Raw genomic sequence first — 14,882 nt, forward strand, 5'->3', positions numbered from 1 at the left:
AGCCCCTGACGCCAGACCTCCTCCCTACTCCGGCAACACCTGCACGCTGGCGGTCATACCGGAACTGAGCAGCAGCGTGTCCGGGATCTCGTCAAACTCCACCCGTACCGGAATCCGCTGCGCCAGCCTTACCCATTCGAAGGTCGGCGCCACGGAAGGCAGTCCCTTGTCCGCCGTCACCGCATTGCTGTTGGCGATACCGCGACCAATGCCGGTGACCTTGCCGGTCAGCGCTTTGCCGGCGCCCAGCAGATGAATACGGGCCGCATCCCCCACCCTGATCTGATGCACCTGGGTTTCCTTCAGGTAGGCCTCGACCCAGAACGACTGGTCATCCACCAGCGTCACCACCGGCTGCCCGGTCTGGGCGTAATCGCCGGTATGCGCCAGCAAATGAGTGACAAAGCCGGCCACCGGAGCCTTCACTTCACTGCGAGCCAGATCCAGTTCCGCCCGTGCCAGGGCCGCTTCCGCCGCTTGCAGATCGGCCCGCGCCAAAGCCGCTTTGTTATCCGCTTCCTCCCGCTCCTCCTGGGAAATGGCTCGCCCGAGGCTGCGACGGCGGCTGGCTTCCCGGGACAGCAGATTCAGTTCCTGGCGCCGGTGCGCCACCTCGGCCCTGGCCTGATCCAGCGCCAGTTGATAACGGCGCGGGTCCACCAACAGAAGGGTTTCGCCCTCCTCCACGTACTGATTATCCACCACCTTCAGGGATTGGATCGCTCCGGACACGTCCGGGGCCACGCTCACCACCACCGCGCGCACCCGGGCATCCCGGGTCCAAACATCCTCGAAATAGTGGCGCCACAGATACCACACCGCCACCGCCGCGGCCGCCACCAGCAACGCGGTGAACAGATAAGCGCGCCAGCGGCCGCCTTCCTTATTATTAGCCATGCATACTCCCCAGCGACAGCCACGCCCCCATCACCAGGGCGAGCACGATCAAGAACACACAGAATCCGGCCAGGGCCGGATGCCATAGGTGCCGGTAGCCATCAAAACGACTGATCAGACCGTGCACCAGCAGAAATAACAGCAGGGCCAACAGCACCTGCGGCACCAAGGGCGGCAGCAACACGCCGCCCAGTTCAATCTCATACAGCATGTGCTATCTCCAGCCCCCGCCAGCGGCCGGCTCCGGATCCGGCCAGGAAGAAGCCGCCATAATTTCCGATCATATTGATCTGCATACGCAGACGCACCACCGCCCGCACCAGCCGGCGGCGCTCACCCTCGCCTTCCGCTTTGTTATAGGCTTGCTGACACTGCCGCAGTGCGCGCTCGGTGTCCGCCGACAATTGCCGCCAACGGGCCTCGTCACCGTCTCTCAATACTCTCTGAGTGTCCCGGATAAGCCGCGTCAGGGTGAACCGGATCGGATCAGGCACGCCACGCCGACACAAGGCGTCGAGAAACAGTAACCCCAGCCCCAGCGTCACCGCCGCCATCGCGCCGTGCAACAGTTCCCCGTCCTTTGCACTCTCCGGACTCAGTCGCGGCAAGGTTCGGGCAATGCGGTCATACAGCACGGTTTCCATTTCGTGACGGGGGCGGCGGCGGGACATGGGCCAGCGCCCGAGGGTGCGGCACAGATCCCGGCATAAACGGGTACGGGCGGTGGCAGCATCATCGCCGGGCCAGATCAGTAGAAATGCCAGCACTGGCAATAACAATCCCATCGCCAGCCCGAGCACGTTATTGAACAGCGGCAGAGCCGAGAAGTCCTGTTGCGGCCCGAGATCCAGCAGGATCGGGAAAAAGATCACGGTGGCGGTCCCCATGGCCATGCTCGGCAACTGCGTCATCGCCAGGCCGGCCAGCAGATACACCGGCGCCAGCCACAGTACCAGAGCGGCGAAGCCTTCCGTGCCCGGCAGCAGAACCAGACGATAGAGCGTGGCCAATACCACCGCCAGGGACGCCCCCTTGAGGAACCCGGACACCGCCTTGAGCGGATCATCCCGGGTGGAGAACAACGCGCACACCACCCCGGTCTGGATCACCATCAAAGTGCCTTGATCCGATGGCGCGGCGCTCCAGAACCAAAGGCTCAGGGCCGCGGCAATGGCAATCGCGGTACGCCCGGCGCTGCGCAACGCCTGCCCATGATCCAGGTGCAATCGTGACGTGCCGGACCGCCACGACTGTGTCAGGGCCTGGTCGCTCAGCATGGCGTACAGCACGACACTGGAGCGCAGGCGATCGCACAGTTCGCCACAGTGTTCCAGTGCCAGTTGCAAGGCATGGAAACGTTGTTCGTTGTCGCCCACCGTCTCCTTGCGCAGACCGCGGGCCAGATCCCGGGCCTGATCGTGGAGTCCGGAGAGACACACCCGCAGGCTCTCCGGATCCAGTTCGCCATCCAACTCGGACATGCCGCGCAGCAATTCGTCGAGACGGTCCTGCTGATGCACCGAGGCATACCGATTGACGTAGGCTCCCAACGGACCCACTGAGGAAATCAGTGCCAGCATTTCGTGACCGAGGCGGCGGCACAGCCCGGCCCGCCGCCGCAACTGCTGGGAGTCGAACAGAGCATTCTCGCGCAGGGCTTCCAGCGCCATGCCGCTGGCGATCAATTCACGCCGGCGCTGCTGCAGGGTGCGATTGTCCGCGCGGCCACCGGCGGTGTCCGCCACCAGTGCGATCAAATCCCGCAGTTGCTGCCGACAACGGTGCAGGTAGGCGGTGGCGGCGGAACGGGGCCAGACCAGCACACTGGCGGCGGAAGCACAGAGGATACCCAGGCCGATCTCGGTGACCCGGGCCACCGCCACGGTGAACATCTGATCCGGCTGCGACAGGGCCGGCAAACCGATGATCAACGCGGTGTAACCGGAAAGCACGAAGGCATAGGAGCGGAAGTTGCGCAGCAGATTGGCCAGGTAGGTACACAGGGCCAGCCAGGCACCAATGGCGATAAAGAACAGCAGTGGCTGCTGCGCGAGCCCGCCCACCAGCAACAGTGCCATCACCGCGCCCAACACCGTGCCCACCAGTCGTGACAGCCCCTTGGCGATCACCATGCCGCCCAGCGGCTGGGCCACGATGTACACCGTCATCAGCGCCCACTGGGGCTGATCCAGCCCCAACAACAGCGCCAGATACAGTGCCAGCATGCCAGCGGCAAAGGTCCGCAGGGCGAATTGCCACTCCTTGCGCCCGGATTCGCGTATGAACGCCGGCACCGCCAAGATCATCCGCGCTTCCTCTTCCCCTGTCCTCGTTGCGGCAGTATACAACGAGGCGACGCTGGCGCTTCTACGAAGCGAAACCAACGCTAAACACTTTTACAACCCTTGTCACATCACAATGGCACACTCTCTTATAGCCCCCGCTTCCGGAGGCGCGAACCAAGGAGAGATACCATGGCAGGAAAGTTTGAACTGGATAAAGCGAGCAACGGACAATTCATCTTCCGACTGAAAGCCGCCAACGGTCAGGTCATTCTCGGCAGCGAGCAATACACCACCAAGGAAGCCTGCAAGAACGGCATCGAATCGGTGCAGACCAATGCCGCCAAGGACGAGCGTTATCAACGCAAGGAAGCCAAGGATGGCCGGCACTACTTCAATCTGCTGGCCGGTAATCATCAGGTCATCGGCACCAGCCAGATGTACAAGGACACCGGTGGCATGGAAAACGGTATCGACTCGGTGAAGACCAACGCACCGGGCGCCGCCGTGGACGATCTCACCGACTGAAGTACAGGGGCGGCGGTCGCCGCCCCTTTATACACCCAGCGCCGTGGCCCGATTCAGGCCTCGCGAGGCCAGGATTCGCGCAACCCCACGGTGCGATTGAAGATCAGACCATTCTTATCGCTGTCCGTGTCCACGCAGAAGTACCCTTCCCGCTCGAACTGGTAACGGGTTTCCGGCAATACCCCTTTCAGGCCAGGCTCCACCACGCAGTGGTCCAGCACCTGCAAGGACGCTTCATTGATGTGATCAAGAAAGTCCTCGCCCTCACCCACCCGGGTCGGCATCGGCACCTTGAACAGACGGTCGTATAAGCGCACCTGGCATGGCAACCCGAGAGGGGCGCTTACCCAGTGGATCACGCCACGCAGTTTGCCCTGCCCTTCATCATTCTCCGGGTTCTTGCCGAGCGTGTCCGGATCATAGCTGCAGTGGACCTCGACGATCTCCCCGGCATCGTCACGCACCACCTCCTCGGCACGCACCACATAGCCGTAGCGCAACCGCACCCGATCCCCGAGCACCAAACGCTTGTACTTCTTGTTGGCTTCCTCGCGAAAGTCCTCACGGTCGATATAAACCTCGCGGGTCAGCGGCATTTGCCGGGTACCCATGGTTTCGTTCTGCGGGTGCACCGGCGCCTGCAGCCACTCGGTCTTGTCCTCAGGCCAGTTGCGGATCACCAGCTTGAGCGGGTTAAGCACACAGAAGGCCCGGGGCGCATGCTGATTGAGGTCGTCGCGCACCGAGTCTTCCAGAATCGACATGTCGATCACCGAGTCCGCGCGGCTGACTCCCAAATTCTCGCAGAACCCGCGAATCGATGCCGGCGTGAAACCACGGCGGCGCAGACCGCTGAGCGTGGGCATGCGCGGATCATCCCACCCGGCCACGTGGCCTTCATCCACCAGTTGTTTGAGGCGACGCTTGCTGGTCACGGTGTAATTGAGGTTGAGCCGGGCGAATTCGTATTGCCGGGGCTGAGCCGGCACCTCAACGTGTTCCACCAGCCAGTCATACAGGGGACGGTGATCCTCGAACTCCAAGGTACAAAGGCTGTGCGTGATTCCCTCGATGGCGTCCGACAGCGGATGGGTAAAGTCGTACATCGGGTAGATGACCCACTTGTCACCGGTCTGGTGATGCGCTTTTTTGCGCACCCGGTACAGGATCGGGTCACGCAGATTGATGTTGGCGCTGGCCATGTCGATCTTGGCCCGCAACACCGCCTCGCCTTCTTCGAAGCCGCCCTCCTTCATACGTTCGAACAAAGCCCGGTTCTCTTCCACGGACCGCTCCCGGTGCGGGCTGTTCTGGCCCGGCCGGTTGTAGTTGCCGCGCATTTCCGCGATTTGCTCCGGGCTCTGGGTGTCCACATAGGCCAGGCCCTTGTCGATCAATTGCAGCGCATATTGATACAGTTGATCAAAATAGCCGCTGGCGAAACGCACCGGTCCGGCCCACTGAAACCCGAGCCATTCCACGTCCCGCTGGATGGAGACGATGTACTCCTCCTCTTCCTTCTCCGGATTGGTGTCGTCGAAGCGCAGATGGCAAGCGCCACCATAGCTTTCGGCGATACCGAAATTCAGGCAGATGGACTTGGCGTGGCCAATATGCAGGTAGCCATTGGGTTCCGGCGGGAACCGGGTGACCACCCGGCCGTCGTTTTTACCTTCGGCAAGGTCACGATCGATGATCTGTCTGATAAAATTACTGGGCGCTTTCACGTCACTCATTAAGCCGCCTGCGGCTGAAATACGGGGGGCATTAGTGTACAGTGCGCCCCTTTACAGTCAAAGACTCAGGAGCCGGTCGAAGCGCCCCCAGACGCGCCAGACCTTCCGGCTCCCACCAAGGAGAACTCCATGAAAGTGGTGCTGACGACCACCTACGGCAAAATCACTCTGCAATTGGATAGCGAACGTGCGCCGAAAACCACGGAAAATTTCCTGTCTTACGTGCGGGAAGGCTTCTATGACGGCACCATTTTCCATCGCGTCATCGGCAACTTCATGATCCAGGGCGGCGGTTTCACCGCGCAAATGGAACAAAAACCGACCCAGGCGGCGATCGAGAACGAAGCCGCCAATGGCCTCTCCAACGAAATCGGCACCATCGCCATGGCGCGCACCTCCGACCCGCACTCCGCCACCGCTCAGTTTTTCATCAATGTGGCGGACAACCACTTTCTGGACCAGGCCCGCTCCCCGGACGGCTGGGGCTACGCCGTGTTCGGCAAGGTAGTGGAAGGCATGGAAACCGTGGAAAAGATCAAGGAAGTGCCCACTGGCCGCAGCGGTTTCCATCAGGACGTGCCGCAGGATCCGGTGCTGATCGAATCCGCCCAGATCATCGAGGACTGATCCATGCGCCTGCTGATCGCTCTGTCCGCCCTGCTGATAAGCTCTCTGACCTGGGCCGCCAACCCTCAGGTGCGCCTGCAGACCTCCATGGGTAACATCACCATCGAGCTGTTCCCGGAACAGGCGCCCGAAACGGTGGAGAACATTCTGCGCTATGTGGACGAAGGCTTCTACGACGGCACCGTGTTTCACCGCGTGGTACCGGGATTCGTGATCCAGGGCGGCGGTTTTGACCGCGATCTGCAGCAGAAGAAAACCCACGCTCCGATCAAGAATGAAGCCGACAACGGTCTGAAGAATGAGCGCGGCACCCTGTCCATGGCCCGCACCTCCAACCCCGATTCCGGTACCTCCCAGTTCTTCGTCAACCTGAAGGACAACGCCATGCTCGATCACACCGCTCCGACCCCGCGCGGCTGGGGTTACGCGGTGTTCGGCAAGGTGGTGGACGGCATGGACACAGTGGACCGGATCGCCAAGGTGCGCACCGGCGTCGGCCGTCTCAACGGCGCCCACAGCGTCCGCGACGTGCCCAGCACGCCGGTGATCATCGAGCGGGCGGTACGCCTGGATGAAGACGGCCAGGCTGACTGAGTATCATGAGCTATACGCTGTTTATCTCCGATCTGCATCTGGATCCGGCGCGGCCGGAACATCTGGCCGCCTTGGAACGCTTGCTGGAGGAGCACGCCGGCAAGACCGACGCTCTGTATGTGCTCGGTGATCTGTTCGAGGCCTGGATCGGCGACGACGACGATGCCCCCTTCAACCGCCAGGCCATCGACGCCTTCCGTCGCTTCAGTGACGCCGGCAGCACCCTCTATTTCATGCACGGTAATCGCGATTTCCTGCTCGGCGAACAATTCGCCGCCCAGTGTGGTGGCCAGTTGCTGGATGAAGGCACCGTGGTGGATTTGTACGGAACCCGCGCTCTGCTCATGCACGGCGACAGCCTGTGTACCCTGGATACCGCCTATCAGCAGTTCCGCGCGCTCGCTCGCAATCCGCAATGGCAGCAGGCAATGCTGGCGAAGCCCCTGGAAGAACGCCGCGCCATCGCCCAGGGCATGCGCATGCAGAGCCAGGGCAACAACGCCAACAAAGCCGAGAACATCATGGACGTGACCCCGGAAGAAGTGGTCCGGGTAATGAATGAGGCCGGCGTCAAACACCTGATCCATGGCCACACCCACCGCCCCGCGGTCCATGAGGTTCCCCTCTCCGGCGGCACCGGCACCCGTTGGGTACTCGGCGACTGGGGCGATCTGAGCTGGTGGATCATTGCTGATGATCAGGGATTGCGGCTGGAAAGCAAGGAAATTAGTGAATAGTTAACAGTGAATAATGAATAATTCGCGGGAACACGCGGAGGTAATTTCAAGCCGCCGTGCCCGCGCTTTTCGCTGTTAACTATTAGCTATTCACTATTCACTATTCACTGTTAACTGCTCCTCGGTGTGCCGGAATGAAAGCGAAAGACCTCGTCCGGCTCCTCGATTAACGCCCTTTCTTTCTCCTTAAAGAACGCCACCCGGTCCTCGATGTCCGTATCGCTGTAGCGCCGGGCGAGGTCGAGGTAATCCTCGAAATGACGGGATTCGCTTTTCAGCAGGTAGCGGTAGTAGCGGCCCAGCTCCTCGTCCACATGGGGGGCCAGCGCGGCGAAACGCTCGCAGGAGCGGGCCTCGATCAGGGCGCCGATGATCAGGGTGTCCACCAGCCGCCCGGGCTCACTGGTGCGCACATGGCGGCGCAGCCCCTGAGCGTAGCGTGACGGCGACAGATGGTCATAACGCACGCCGCGCTCGCGCATCATTTTCACCACCTGTTCAAAATGCAGTAACTCTTCCCTGGCCAGTTGACTCAAGGCATCCAGCAATTCTGGCCGGTCCACATAGCGGAACATCAGGTTGAGCGCCGTGGAAGCCGCCTTTTTCTCACAGTGAGCGTGGTCGATCATCAACAGATCGGGGTTTTCCAGCGCCCAGTCGATCCAGGCCCGGGGCGTGGCACACGGCAAAAAGGCTTGCAGGGCGGATATGTCGGTCATGGCGTCCTCGTTTGGTCCGGCGGCGATTATAGCGGCACGCCGGCACCATCGTCTCCATGGCCGACGGCCATTCCCTCTGGCGTCCCGCGCCCAGCGCCGTATACTTGCCCGCCATGGGACGTCGAACCAATCCACGCATACAAAAACTGAAAGGGAGTCTGGTGGTGACCGGATTGCGCCTGCTTGGCCTGCTGCCTTTCAGACTGAACCGGGCGCTTGCCACCGCCGTGGGCCGCCTGCTCGCCGCCCTGCCCAGCGAGGCCCGGCGCGTCACCCGCATCAATTTATCACTGTGTCTGCCTAACCAGCCGAACCCGGATCAACTGGTCAGGGACTCCCTGGTGGAAACGGTGAAGAACACGTTTGAGATCGCCCTGTTCTGGCGCCGCCCGGAGGAAGGCCTGGACCGGGTGGTGTCGGTGGATGGCGACGGCCCGCTGCGTGAAGCGGTGGACGCCGGTCAGCCGGTATTGATCCTGGCACCGCACATCGGCTGCTGGGAGGTGCTGAATTTCTGGCTGGCACGGGATTTCCCGCTACATGTGATGTTCGCTCCTTCCGGCATGGCCGAGGTGGACGATCTGATCAAGCGGGGCCGTGAGCATTTCGGCTCCACCATGTACCCGGCCAGCGCCCGTGGCGTCGCCGGTCTGGTGCGGGCCATGCGCAAGGGAGCAATGACCGCGATTCTGCCGGATCAGGTGGCGGACCGCCGTAGCGGCCGATTCGCTCCGTTTTTCGGCCAGCCCGCCTACACCGGCACGCTCAGTTGCAAGCTGGTGCAACAGACCGGTGCCCGGGTGTTCATGGCCTGGGCCCGCCGTCTGCCCGGCGCCGGCGGCTTCGAGATCCGCGTGCGCCCGGCCCACCAGGACATTCACGACAGCGATCTGGATCACGCGCTGAAGGCCATGAACCGATCCATCGAAGCGCTGATTCTGGAGGAACCATCCCAGTATCTGTGGAGCTACAAGCGCTTTCGCCGCCAACCTCCCGGTGGCACTCTGCCGTACTAGGGCCGGTTCACACTACTTGCGCCCCGCCTCCAACGCCGCTGCCGATGCGGCCCGCCGCAGGCCACGGGCCAGATCGGCATCGTCGGTGGCGCGGGACAGTACCAGGGCACCCACCAAGGTCGACAGCACCGCCATGGCCCGTTCCTCGCGCTGCTCCTCGTCATCGCCGTCGCACAACTCGGCCACGAAGCCCAGGAAGGTCCTCAGGTTATCGGTGAACGCCTCTTTCAATGCCTCCGGCTGGCGGGCCGTGTCCACCGCCAGCGCCGCCAGAGCGCAGCCATCTTCCGGGTGTTGTTGGTGATAGCGCGACAGATAACCGCCGATAAGATTCTGCAAAGCCTGTTGCCGGGGTTGCTCCGCCAACGGACGCCAGCGCTCCAGGTTGTGCTGCTGGGCCCGGCTCAAAGCCCGCACCGCCAGATCCAGCTTTGACTCGAACTGCCCGTAGAATCCGCCCCGGGTCAGCCCCGCGGCCTGCATCAGATCGTTCAGGCCCACACCGTCAAATCCTTTCTCTCGAAACAAACGCCCCGCCGTTTCAATAACCCGCTCACGGTTCTCTTCGGCCTGAGCCCGGGTGACCCTCATGATTCATCCTCCTTGCCAAGGAGCGGCAATCGCTCCGGCCATCAGTCTGAAAGTGCTTGACGAATTTTAAATGATGGGCGACATTTAATCAAACATGTCACCCATCATTTAACCGGCTCGCCAATCCGAGCCCTTTTCAAGGAGGCCCCATGCCCTCTCCACAACAGTCGAAGTCCATACCGCCCGCCCTCATCAACGCCTTCGCGGTGCCGGAGCGTCCGCCCTTGATGCCCCAGGAACAGGAACGGCTAGACAGCGCCGAGAAAAACACTCACTCCACCGCCATGGGTACCCTGGTGAGCTGGACCTTCGGCGTCGGCCCCCGGGTGGTTCTGGTCCACGGATGGAGCAGCCGCGCCGCGCACATGCTGGGTTTCGTCGATCCGCTGCTCGCCGCCGGATACAGTGTCACGCTGTTCGACGGCCCGGCCCACGGCGAAGCCACTGGCGAACGGGCCAGCGTGGTGCACATGGGGGAAGCACTGCTGGCCCTGACCCGGGAATGGGCACCCGTGCATGGCGTACTCGCCCATTCAGTAGGCTCCGCCGCCGCCCTGTGGGCGTTTCATCGTGGTCTGAGCGTTCACGCCAGTGTCCATCTGGGCGGCCCGGTCTCGTTGTCGGCAATGGTGCGACAGCTGGCCATTGGTGTGGGGCTGGACCGGGCGAGCACCGCCGCTTTCGAGAAATGGGTGGAGGACTTCATCGGTCATCCGCTGGCGGCGTTGGATCTTGACGTCTTGAAGGATGGCCTGCGTCACCCCGGATTGATCGTGCATGACCCGGAAGATGACACCGTGCCATTCAGCGCCGCCGACACCCTTCATCGAAACTGGCCGCAATCCGAGCTGATCCGCGCCGGCGGGCTGGGGCATCGGCGTCTGCTACGGGATCCAGCGATGATCGGGCTTTGTAGCGACTTCATTGCTGCCGCCGGCGCCCAGGAAATGACGCGGGCAAACGTGGGAGGCGAGGCGTGACCGGCCCGATGCCCGAGCGTGGCGAAGCCTCCGTTCCATCCCTGGAAACGGCTCGAGAATTCAGCGGTAACCTGTTGATATTACTGGCTGGCCTCGCGGCCATTGGTACCCTTTCCACCAATATTATTTTGCCTTCGTTCGCGTCCATGGCCAGCGACATCGGTGTGCCGGCGCGGGAGCTTGGGTTGTTGTTGTCGAGTTTTTTCGCCGCCTTCGCCGTCGGCCAGTTGTTGGTGGGCCCGTTATCCGATCGGTATGGCCGCCGGCCTCTGGTGGTATTGGGGCTGCTGGTATTCATCGCCGGCAGTCTCTGGTGCAGCCGTGCCGACAACATGAATGAACTGATACTGGGCCGGGTGATTCAGGCGCTCGGAGTATGCGCCGCTTCGGTTCTGTCCCGGGCCATTGCCCGTGATCTGTTTGACGGGGAGGTTCTGGCCCGGGCTCTGGCGTTGACCATGGTGGCGATGGCAGCGGCTCCAGGATTCTCGCCTTTGCTGGGCGGGGCTCTGGAGCAGGCGCTGGGCTGGCGTGCCAACTTTCTGGTTGTGGCCGTGCTTGGCGCCATCCTGATTCCTCTTTATTTGTCAGGGGCGGGTGAAACGCTGCCGCCATCCCGCCGCGGCCACAAGGCGCTGGCCTCCGCCGCGCCGGGTTACCTGCGCCTGCTGCTTGACCAGCGGTTTCTACTGCCAGCCCTGGCGGTGAGCCTGGTGATCGGGGGGCTGTACGGTTTCTTTGCCGCGGCGCCGGCGATTCTGATGGGCCGTCTCGGGCTCAGTGCTTTGCAATTGGGCGGGTTCTTCGCCGCCACGGTCTTCGTGGTGTTTGCCGCCGGCTTGCTGGCCCCGCGCTTCGCTCGGCGGTTCGGCGTCGTCAAGGTGGGGCTGGCGGGCATTCTCGTTGCCCTGATCAGCGGCCTTAGCCTGTTGCCCGCCATCGCCGATGGGTTGATCCCGTTTTCCCTGGCGATCACCCTCTTTCTGTTCGGCATGGGACTGATCAATCCGCTGGGCACGGCCCTCACGCTGCATCCCTTTCCCGACAGAGCCGGGCTGGCTTCGGCGCTGCTCGGTTGTCTGCAAATGAGTTGCGCGGCGGCGATGACGGCGCTCGCCTCGGCATTACCGCTGCCGCCGGTAACGGCCTTGGGAACGATTCTGGCCACGACCTCGGCGCTGGCTATGGCCGCTTTTCTGCTGTACCGGAATCGAGGCGCCGCCAGTTAACGCGGGAGACGATACGCCTGCATTCTGATTCGCCGCCCAGGCAGATCCCACAAGGGGGGCTACGAAGCGCCGCTTTGGGAAGCCGCCTGGGCGGCGAATCGGTTTTTGACTTTAGTCCAGCGTCCGGGCTGCGCTTCCAGTGATTACGAACATTCATGTCATGAATGGCCACAGACCCCGTTTGGCTTAACAGATGATGGGGTTTCCGCTATACTCCGCGCGCAATTCCGACCCCCAGAGACACCCTAACCAGCTGATTTTCAAAAGAAATCAGCCAAGACGAAACGAGGGATACGCTGTGCTAGACGCCTATCGCAAACATGTCGAAGAGCGCGCCGCCGAAGGTGTGCCGCCCAAGCCGCTGAACGAGCAGCAAGTTGCCGAACTGGTTGAACTGCTGAAAAACCCGCCGGCCGGCGAAGAGGAGTTCATTCAGGATCTGTTCGTCAACCGCGTTCCGCCGGGCGTGGACCAGGCCGCTTACGTCAAGGCCGCGTTCCTGACCGCGATCATCAAAGGCGAAGCCAGTTCTCCCCTGATCGACCGCAAACGCGCCGTTCAACTGCTGGGCACCATGCAGGGCGGCTACAACGTCGCCACCCTGGTGGAAGCACTGGATGATGCCGAACTGGCGGAAATCGCCGCCGACGAGCTCAAGCACACCCTGCTGGTGTTCGATGCCTTCCACGACGTGGAAGACAAAATGAAAGCCGGCAACGCCAAAGCCAAGGAAGTGATCGAGTCCTGGGCCGAAGGCGAGTGGTTCACCAAGCGCCCGGACCTGGCGGAGAAAATGTCTCTGACCGTCTTCAAGGTCACCGGTGAAACCAACACCGACGACCTGTCCCCGGCCCAGGATGCCTGGAGCCGCCCGGACATTCCGCTGCACGGCAACGCCATGTTGAAGAATGCCCGTGAAGGCATCTTCCCGGAAAAAGACGGCGAAATCGGCCCGCTCAAGCAGATGGAAGAACTGAAGGCCAAAGGTCTGCCCGTTGCCTATGTGGGCGACGTTGTTGGTACCGGCTCCTCCCGTAAGTCCGCCACCAACTCCGTGCTGTGGCACTTCGGCGAAGACATTCCGTATGTTCCGAACAAGCGTGCCGGCGGCGTTTGCATCGGCGGCAAGATCGCTCCGATCTTCTTCAACACCATGGAAGATTCCGGCGCCCTGCCGTTCGAATGTGATGTTTCCAAAATGGAAACCGGCGACCAGATCGACGTCTACCCCTTCGAAGGCAAGGTCGAGAAAAACGGCGAAGTGATCGCCGAATTCGAGCTGCGTTCTCAAGTGCTGCTGGACGAAGTGCGCGCCGGCGGCCGGATCAACCTGATCATCGGCCGCGGCCTGACCACCAAGGCTCGTGAAGCCCTGGGGCTGGCTCCGTCCGAACTGTTCCGCAAACCGGAACAGCCCGGCGATTCCAACAAGGGTTACACCCTGGCCCAGAAGATGGTCGGCAAGGCCTGTGGCATGGAAGGCGTTCGCGCCGGCATGTACTGCGAGCCGAAGATGACCACCGTGGGCTCCCAGGACACCACCGGCCCGATGACCCGTGACGAGCTGAAAGACCTGGCCTGTCTGGGCTTCCAGGCGGACCTGGTGATGCAGTCCTTCTGTCATACCGCCGCGTACCCGAAACCGGTGGACGTGGAAACCCAACACACCCTGCCCGACTTCATCATGAACCGTGGCGGTGTTTCCCTGCGCCCGGGCGACGGCATTATCCACTCCTGGCTGAACCGCATGCTGCTGCCCGACACCGTGGGCACCGGCGGCGACTCCCACACCCGCTTCCCGATGGGGATTTCCTTCCCGGCCGGCTCCGGTCTGGTGGCCTTCGCCGCCGCCACCGGCGTCATGCCGCTGGATATGCCGGAATCCGTACTGGTGCGCTTCAAAGGCAAACGCCAGCCGGGCATCACCCTGCGTGACCTGGTCCACGCGATTCCGCTGCAGGCTATCAAGGAAGGTCACCTGACCGTGGAGAAAGCCGGCAAGAAGAACGTGTTCTCCGGCCGCATCCTGGAAATCGAAGGCCTGGAAGATCTCACCGTGGAACAGGCGTTTGAGCTGTCCGACGCTTCCGCCGAGCGCTCCGCCGCGGGTTGTACCATCACCCTGTCCGAGGACAGCGTGACCGAGTACCTGAAGTCCAACATCACCATGCTCAAGTGGATGATCGCCAATGGCTACGGCGACGCCCGTACCATTGAACGCCGTATCCAGGGCATGGAAGAGTGGCTGGCCAACCCGAGCCTGATGCGTGCCGACGCCGATGCCGAGTACCACACCGTCATCGAGATCGACATGGATCAGATCAAGGAACCGGTGCTGTGCTGCCCGAACGATCCGGACGACGCCAAGACCCTGTCCGACGTGGCCGGCGCCAAGATCGATGAAGTGTTCATTGGTTCCTGCATGACCAACATCGGTCACTTCCGCGCCGCCGGCAAGCTGCTGCAGAAAGTGGAAAGCGGCACCATGCCGACCCGTCTGTGGATCGCGCCGCCGACCAAGATGGATCAGCGCCAGCTCACCGAAGAGGGTTACTACAACATCTTCGGCAGCGCCGGTGCCCGTACCGAAATGCCCGGCTGCTCCCTGTGCATGGGTAACCAGGCCCGGATCGCGCCGAAGTCCACCGCGGTGTCCACTTCCACCCGTAACTTCCCCAACCGTCTGGGGCAAGGCGCCGACGTCTATCTGGCGTCCGCGGAACTGGCGGCGGTGGCCTCCATTCTGGGCAAACTGCCCTCCGTGGAGGAATACATGCAATACGCCGCGGATATCGATTCCATGTCCGGTGAGATCTACCGCTACATGAACTTCGACCAGATGGAGGAGTATCAGGAAGTAGCGGACAAGGTGAAGATTCCGGTAGCCCAGGCAGGCTGATGGAAGCGCTTCGCTGTTGAAAAAAGCCCGGCCCCGCGCCGGGCTTT

General features: G+C 62.2%; 14 protein-coding genes. 8 read left to right on the forward strand and 6 right to left on the reverse strand.

The window, feature by feature from the left end; translation table 11 throughout:
- Positions 1-24: 24 nt before the first annotated feature.
- The 3 genes from CRO06_RS10975 to CRO06_RS10985 are packed head-to-tail and all read right to left on the reverse strand — an operon-like array spanning position 25 to position 3,203.
- Complete coding sequence (locus tag CRO06_RS10975; protein WP_097058436.1) at positions 25-897, reverse strand: efflux RND transporter periplasmic adaptor subunit; 873 nt, start codon at positions 895-897, stop codon at positions 25-27.
- Complete coding sequence (locus CRO06_RS10980; protein WP_022994966.1) at positions 890-1,108, reverse strand: DUF1656 domain-containing protein; 219 nt, start codon at positions 1,106-1,108, stop codon at positions 890-892. The genes CRO06_RS10975 and CRO06_RS10980 overlap by 8 nt, the downstream gene beginning before the upstream one ends.
- Entirely contained in the window at positions 1,098-3,203 is a 2,106-nt protein-coding gene (locus CRO06_RS10985; RefSeq protein WP_097058437.1) for an FUSC family protein, read from the reverse strand. Before CRO06_RS10985 ends, CRO06_RS10980 begins: the two co-directional genes overlap by 11 nt.
- A gap of 168 nt (positions 3,204-3,371) precedes the next feature.
- Between CRO06_RS10985 and CRO06_RS10990 the strand changes: the two genes are divergently transcribed.
- The gene (locus CRO06_RS10990; RefSeq protein ID WP_022994964.1) at positions 3,372-3,707 is read left to right on the forward strand and encodes a YegP family protein; all 336 of its coding nucleotides are present in this window, start codon (positions 3,372-3,374) and stop codon (positions 3,705-3,707) included.
- Positions 3,708-3,760: 53 nt separating this feature from the next.
- Here the strand turns inward: CRO06_RS10990 and CRO06_RS10995 are convergent, their stop codons facing one another.
- Positions 3,761-5,443: a glutamine--tRNA ligase/YqeY domain fusion protein gene (locus tag CRO06_RS10995; protein WP_097058438.1), complete on the reverse strand. Its 1,683-nt coding sequence runs from the start codon at positions 5,441-5,443 to the stop codon at positions 3,761-3,763.
- Between the two features lie 129 nt (positions 5,444-5,572).
- Between CRO06_RS10995 and CRO06_RS11000 the strand changes: the two genes are divergently transcribed.
- From CRO06_RS11000 to CRO06_RS11010, 3 genes are read left to right on the forward strand one after another with little or no spacing between them, the layout of a single operon-like run.
- Positions 5,573-6,070, forward strand: coding sequence for a peptidylprolyl isomerase (locus tag CRO06_RS11000; protein ID WP_022994962.1), 498 nt, complete (start codon positions 5,573-5,575; stop codon positions 6,068-6,070).
- Between the two features lie 3 nt (positions 6,071-6,073).
- Positions 6,074-6,664: a peptidylprolyl isomerase gene (locus CRO06_RS11005; protein WP_022994961.1), complete on the forward strand. Its 591-nt coding sequence runs from the start codon at positions 6,074-6,076 to the stop codon at positions 6,662-6,664.
- Between the two features lie 5 nt (positions 6,665-6,669).
- The gene (locus tag CRO06_RS11010; protein ID WP_097058439.1) at positions 6,670-7,401 is read left to right on the forward strand and encodes a UDP-2,3-diacylglucosamine diphosphatase; all 732 of its coding nucleotides are present in this window, start codon (positions 6,670-6,672) and stop codon (positions 7,399-7,401) included.
- A gap of 110 nt (positions 7,402-7,511) precedes the next feature.
- Here the strand turns inward: CRO06_RS11010 and CRO06_RS11015 are convergent, their stop codons facing one another.
- Positions 7,512-8,120 (reverse strand): MiaE family protein, encoded by a 609-nt coding sequence (locus tag CRO06_RS11015; RefSeq protein ID WP_055099985.1) that lies wholly within the window; start codon positions 8,118-8,120, stop codon positions 7,512-7,514.
- A 113-nt stretch (positions 8,121-8,233) separates the two neighbouring features.
- On the opposite strand from CRO06_RS11015, the gene CRO06_RS11020 reads away from it, so the two are divergent.
- Positions 8,234-9,136 carry a lysophospholipid acyltransferase family protein gene (locus CRO06_RS11020; RefSeq protein ID WP_097058488.1) on the forward strand — a complete coding sequence of 301 codons (903 nt, stop codon included), beginning with the start codon at positions 8,234-8,236 and terminating at the stop codon, positions 9,134-9,136.
- 12 nt (positions 9,137-9,148) lie between these two features.
- Here the strand turns inward: CRO06_RS11020 and CRO06_RS11025 are convergent, their stop codons facing one another.
- Positions 9,149-9,727: a TetR/AcrR family transcriptional regulator gene (locus CRO06_RS11025; protein WP_022994957.1), complete on the reverse strand. Its 579-nt coding sequence runs from the start codon at positions 9,725-9,727 to the stop codon at positions 9,149-9,151.
- A gap of 149 nt (positions 9,728-9,876) precedes the next feature.
- Here CRO06_RS11025 and CRO06_RS11030 point away from each other — a divergent pair, with 149 nt between their 5' ends.
- The 3 genes from CRO06_RS11030 (at position 9,877) to acnB (ending at position 14,835) form a co-directional block, all read left to right on the forward strand.
- Complete coding sequence (locus CRO06_RS11030; protein WP_055099984.1) at positions 9,877-10,707, forward strand: alpha/beta hydrolase family protein; 831 nt, start codon at positions 9,877-9,879, stop codon at positions 10,705-10,707.
- The gene (locus tag CRO06_RS11035) at positions 10,704-11,936 is read left to right on the forward strand and encodes a multidrug effflux MFS transporter (RefSeq protein ID WP_022994955.1); all 1,233 of its coding nucleotides are present in this window, start codon (positions 10,704-10,706) and stop codon (positions 11,934-11,936) included. The genes CRO06_RS11030 and CRO06_RS11035 overlap by 4 nt, the downstream gene beginning before the upstream one ends.
- Before the next feature lie 298 nt (positions 11,937-12,234).
- Complete coding sequence (gene acnB, locus CRO06_RS11040; RefSeq protein ID WP_022994954.1) at positions 12,235-14,835, forward strand: bifunctional aconitate hydratase 2/2-methylisocitrate dehydratase; 2,601 nt, start codon at positions 12,235-12,237, stop codon at positions 14,833-14,835.
- The last annotated feature ends 47 nt before the right edge of the window (positions 14,836-14,882 follow it).

Origin of the sequence: Alloalcanivorax xenomutans (genome assembly GCF_900217905.1) — a bacterium.
GTDB lineage: Bacteria > Pseudomonadota > Gammaproteobacteria > Pseudomonadales > Alcanivoracaceae > Alloalcanivorax > Alloalcanivorax xenomutans.

Excerpts from the sequence above, each read along its gene's own strand:
- CRO06_RS10985 (WP_097058437.1), bottom strand. The coding sequence starts at position 3,203 with ATGATCTTGGCGGTGCCGGCGTTCATACGCGAATCCGGGCGCAAGGAG.
- CRO06_RS11015 (WP_055099985.1), bottom strand. The coding sequence starts at position 8,120 with ATGACCGACATATCCGCCCTGCAAGCCTTTTTGCCGTGTGCCACGCCC.
- CRO06_RS11020 (WP_097058488.1), top strand. The coding sequence starts at position 8,234 with ATGGGACGTCGAACCAATCCACGCATACAAAAACTGAAAGGGAGTCTG.
- CRO06_RS11005 (WP_022994961.1), top strand. The coding sequence starts at position 6,074 with ATGCGCCTGCTGATCGCTCTGTCCGCCCTGCTGATAAGCTCTCTGACC.
- CRO06_RS11025 (WP_022994957.1), bottom strand. The coding sequence starts at position 9,727 with ATGAGGGTCACCCGGGCTCAGGCCGAAGAGAACCGTGAGCGGGTTATT.
- CRO06_RS11000 (WP_022994962.1), top strand. The coding sequence starts at position 5,573 with ATGAAAGTGGTGCTGACGACCACCTACGGCAAAATCACTCTGCAATTG.
- CRO06_RS11030 (WP_055099984.1), top strand. The coding sequence starts at position 9,877 with ATGCCCTCTCCACAACAGTCGAAGTCCATACCGCCCGCCCTCATCAAC.
- CRO06_RS11010 (WP_097058439.1), top strand. The coding sequence starts at position 6,670 with ATGAGCTATACGCTGTTTATCTCCGATCTGCATCTGGATCCGGCGCGG.
- CRO06_RS10980 (WP_022994966.1), bottom strand. The coding sequence starts at position 1,108 with ATGCTGTATGAGATTGAACTGGGCGGCGTGTTGCTGCCGCCCTTGGTG.
- CRO06_RS10975 (WP_097058436.1), bottom strand. The coding sequence starts at position 897 with ATGGCTAATAATAAGGAAGGCGGCCGCTGGCGCGCTTATCTGTTCACC.
- CRO06_RS10990 (WP_022994964.1), top strand. The coding sequence starts at position 3,372 with ATGGCAGGAAAGTTTGAACTGGATAAAGCGAGCAACGGACAATTCATC.
- CRO06_RS10995 (WP_097058438.1), bottom strand. The coding sequence starts at position 5,443 with ATGAGTGACGTGAAAGCGCCCAGTAATTTTATCAGACAGATCATCGAT.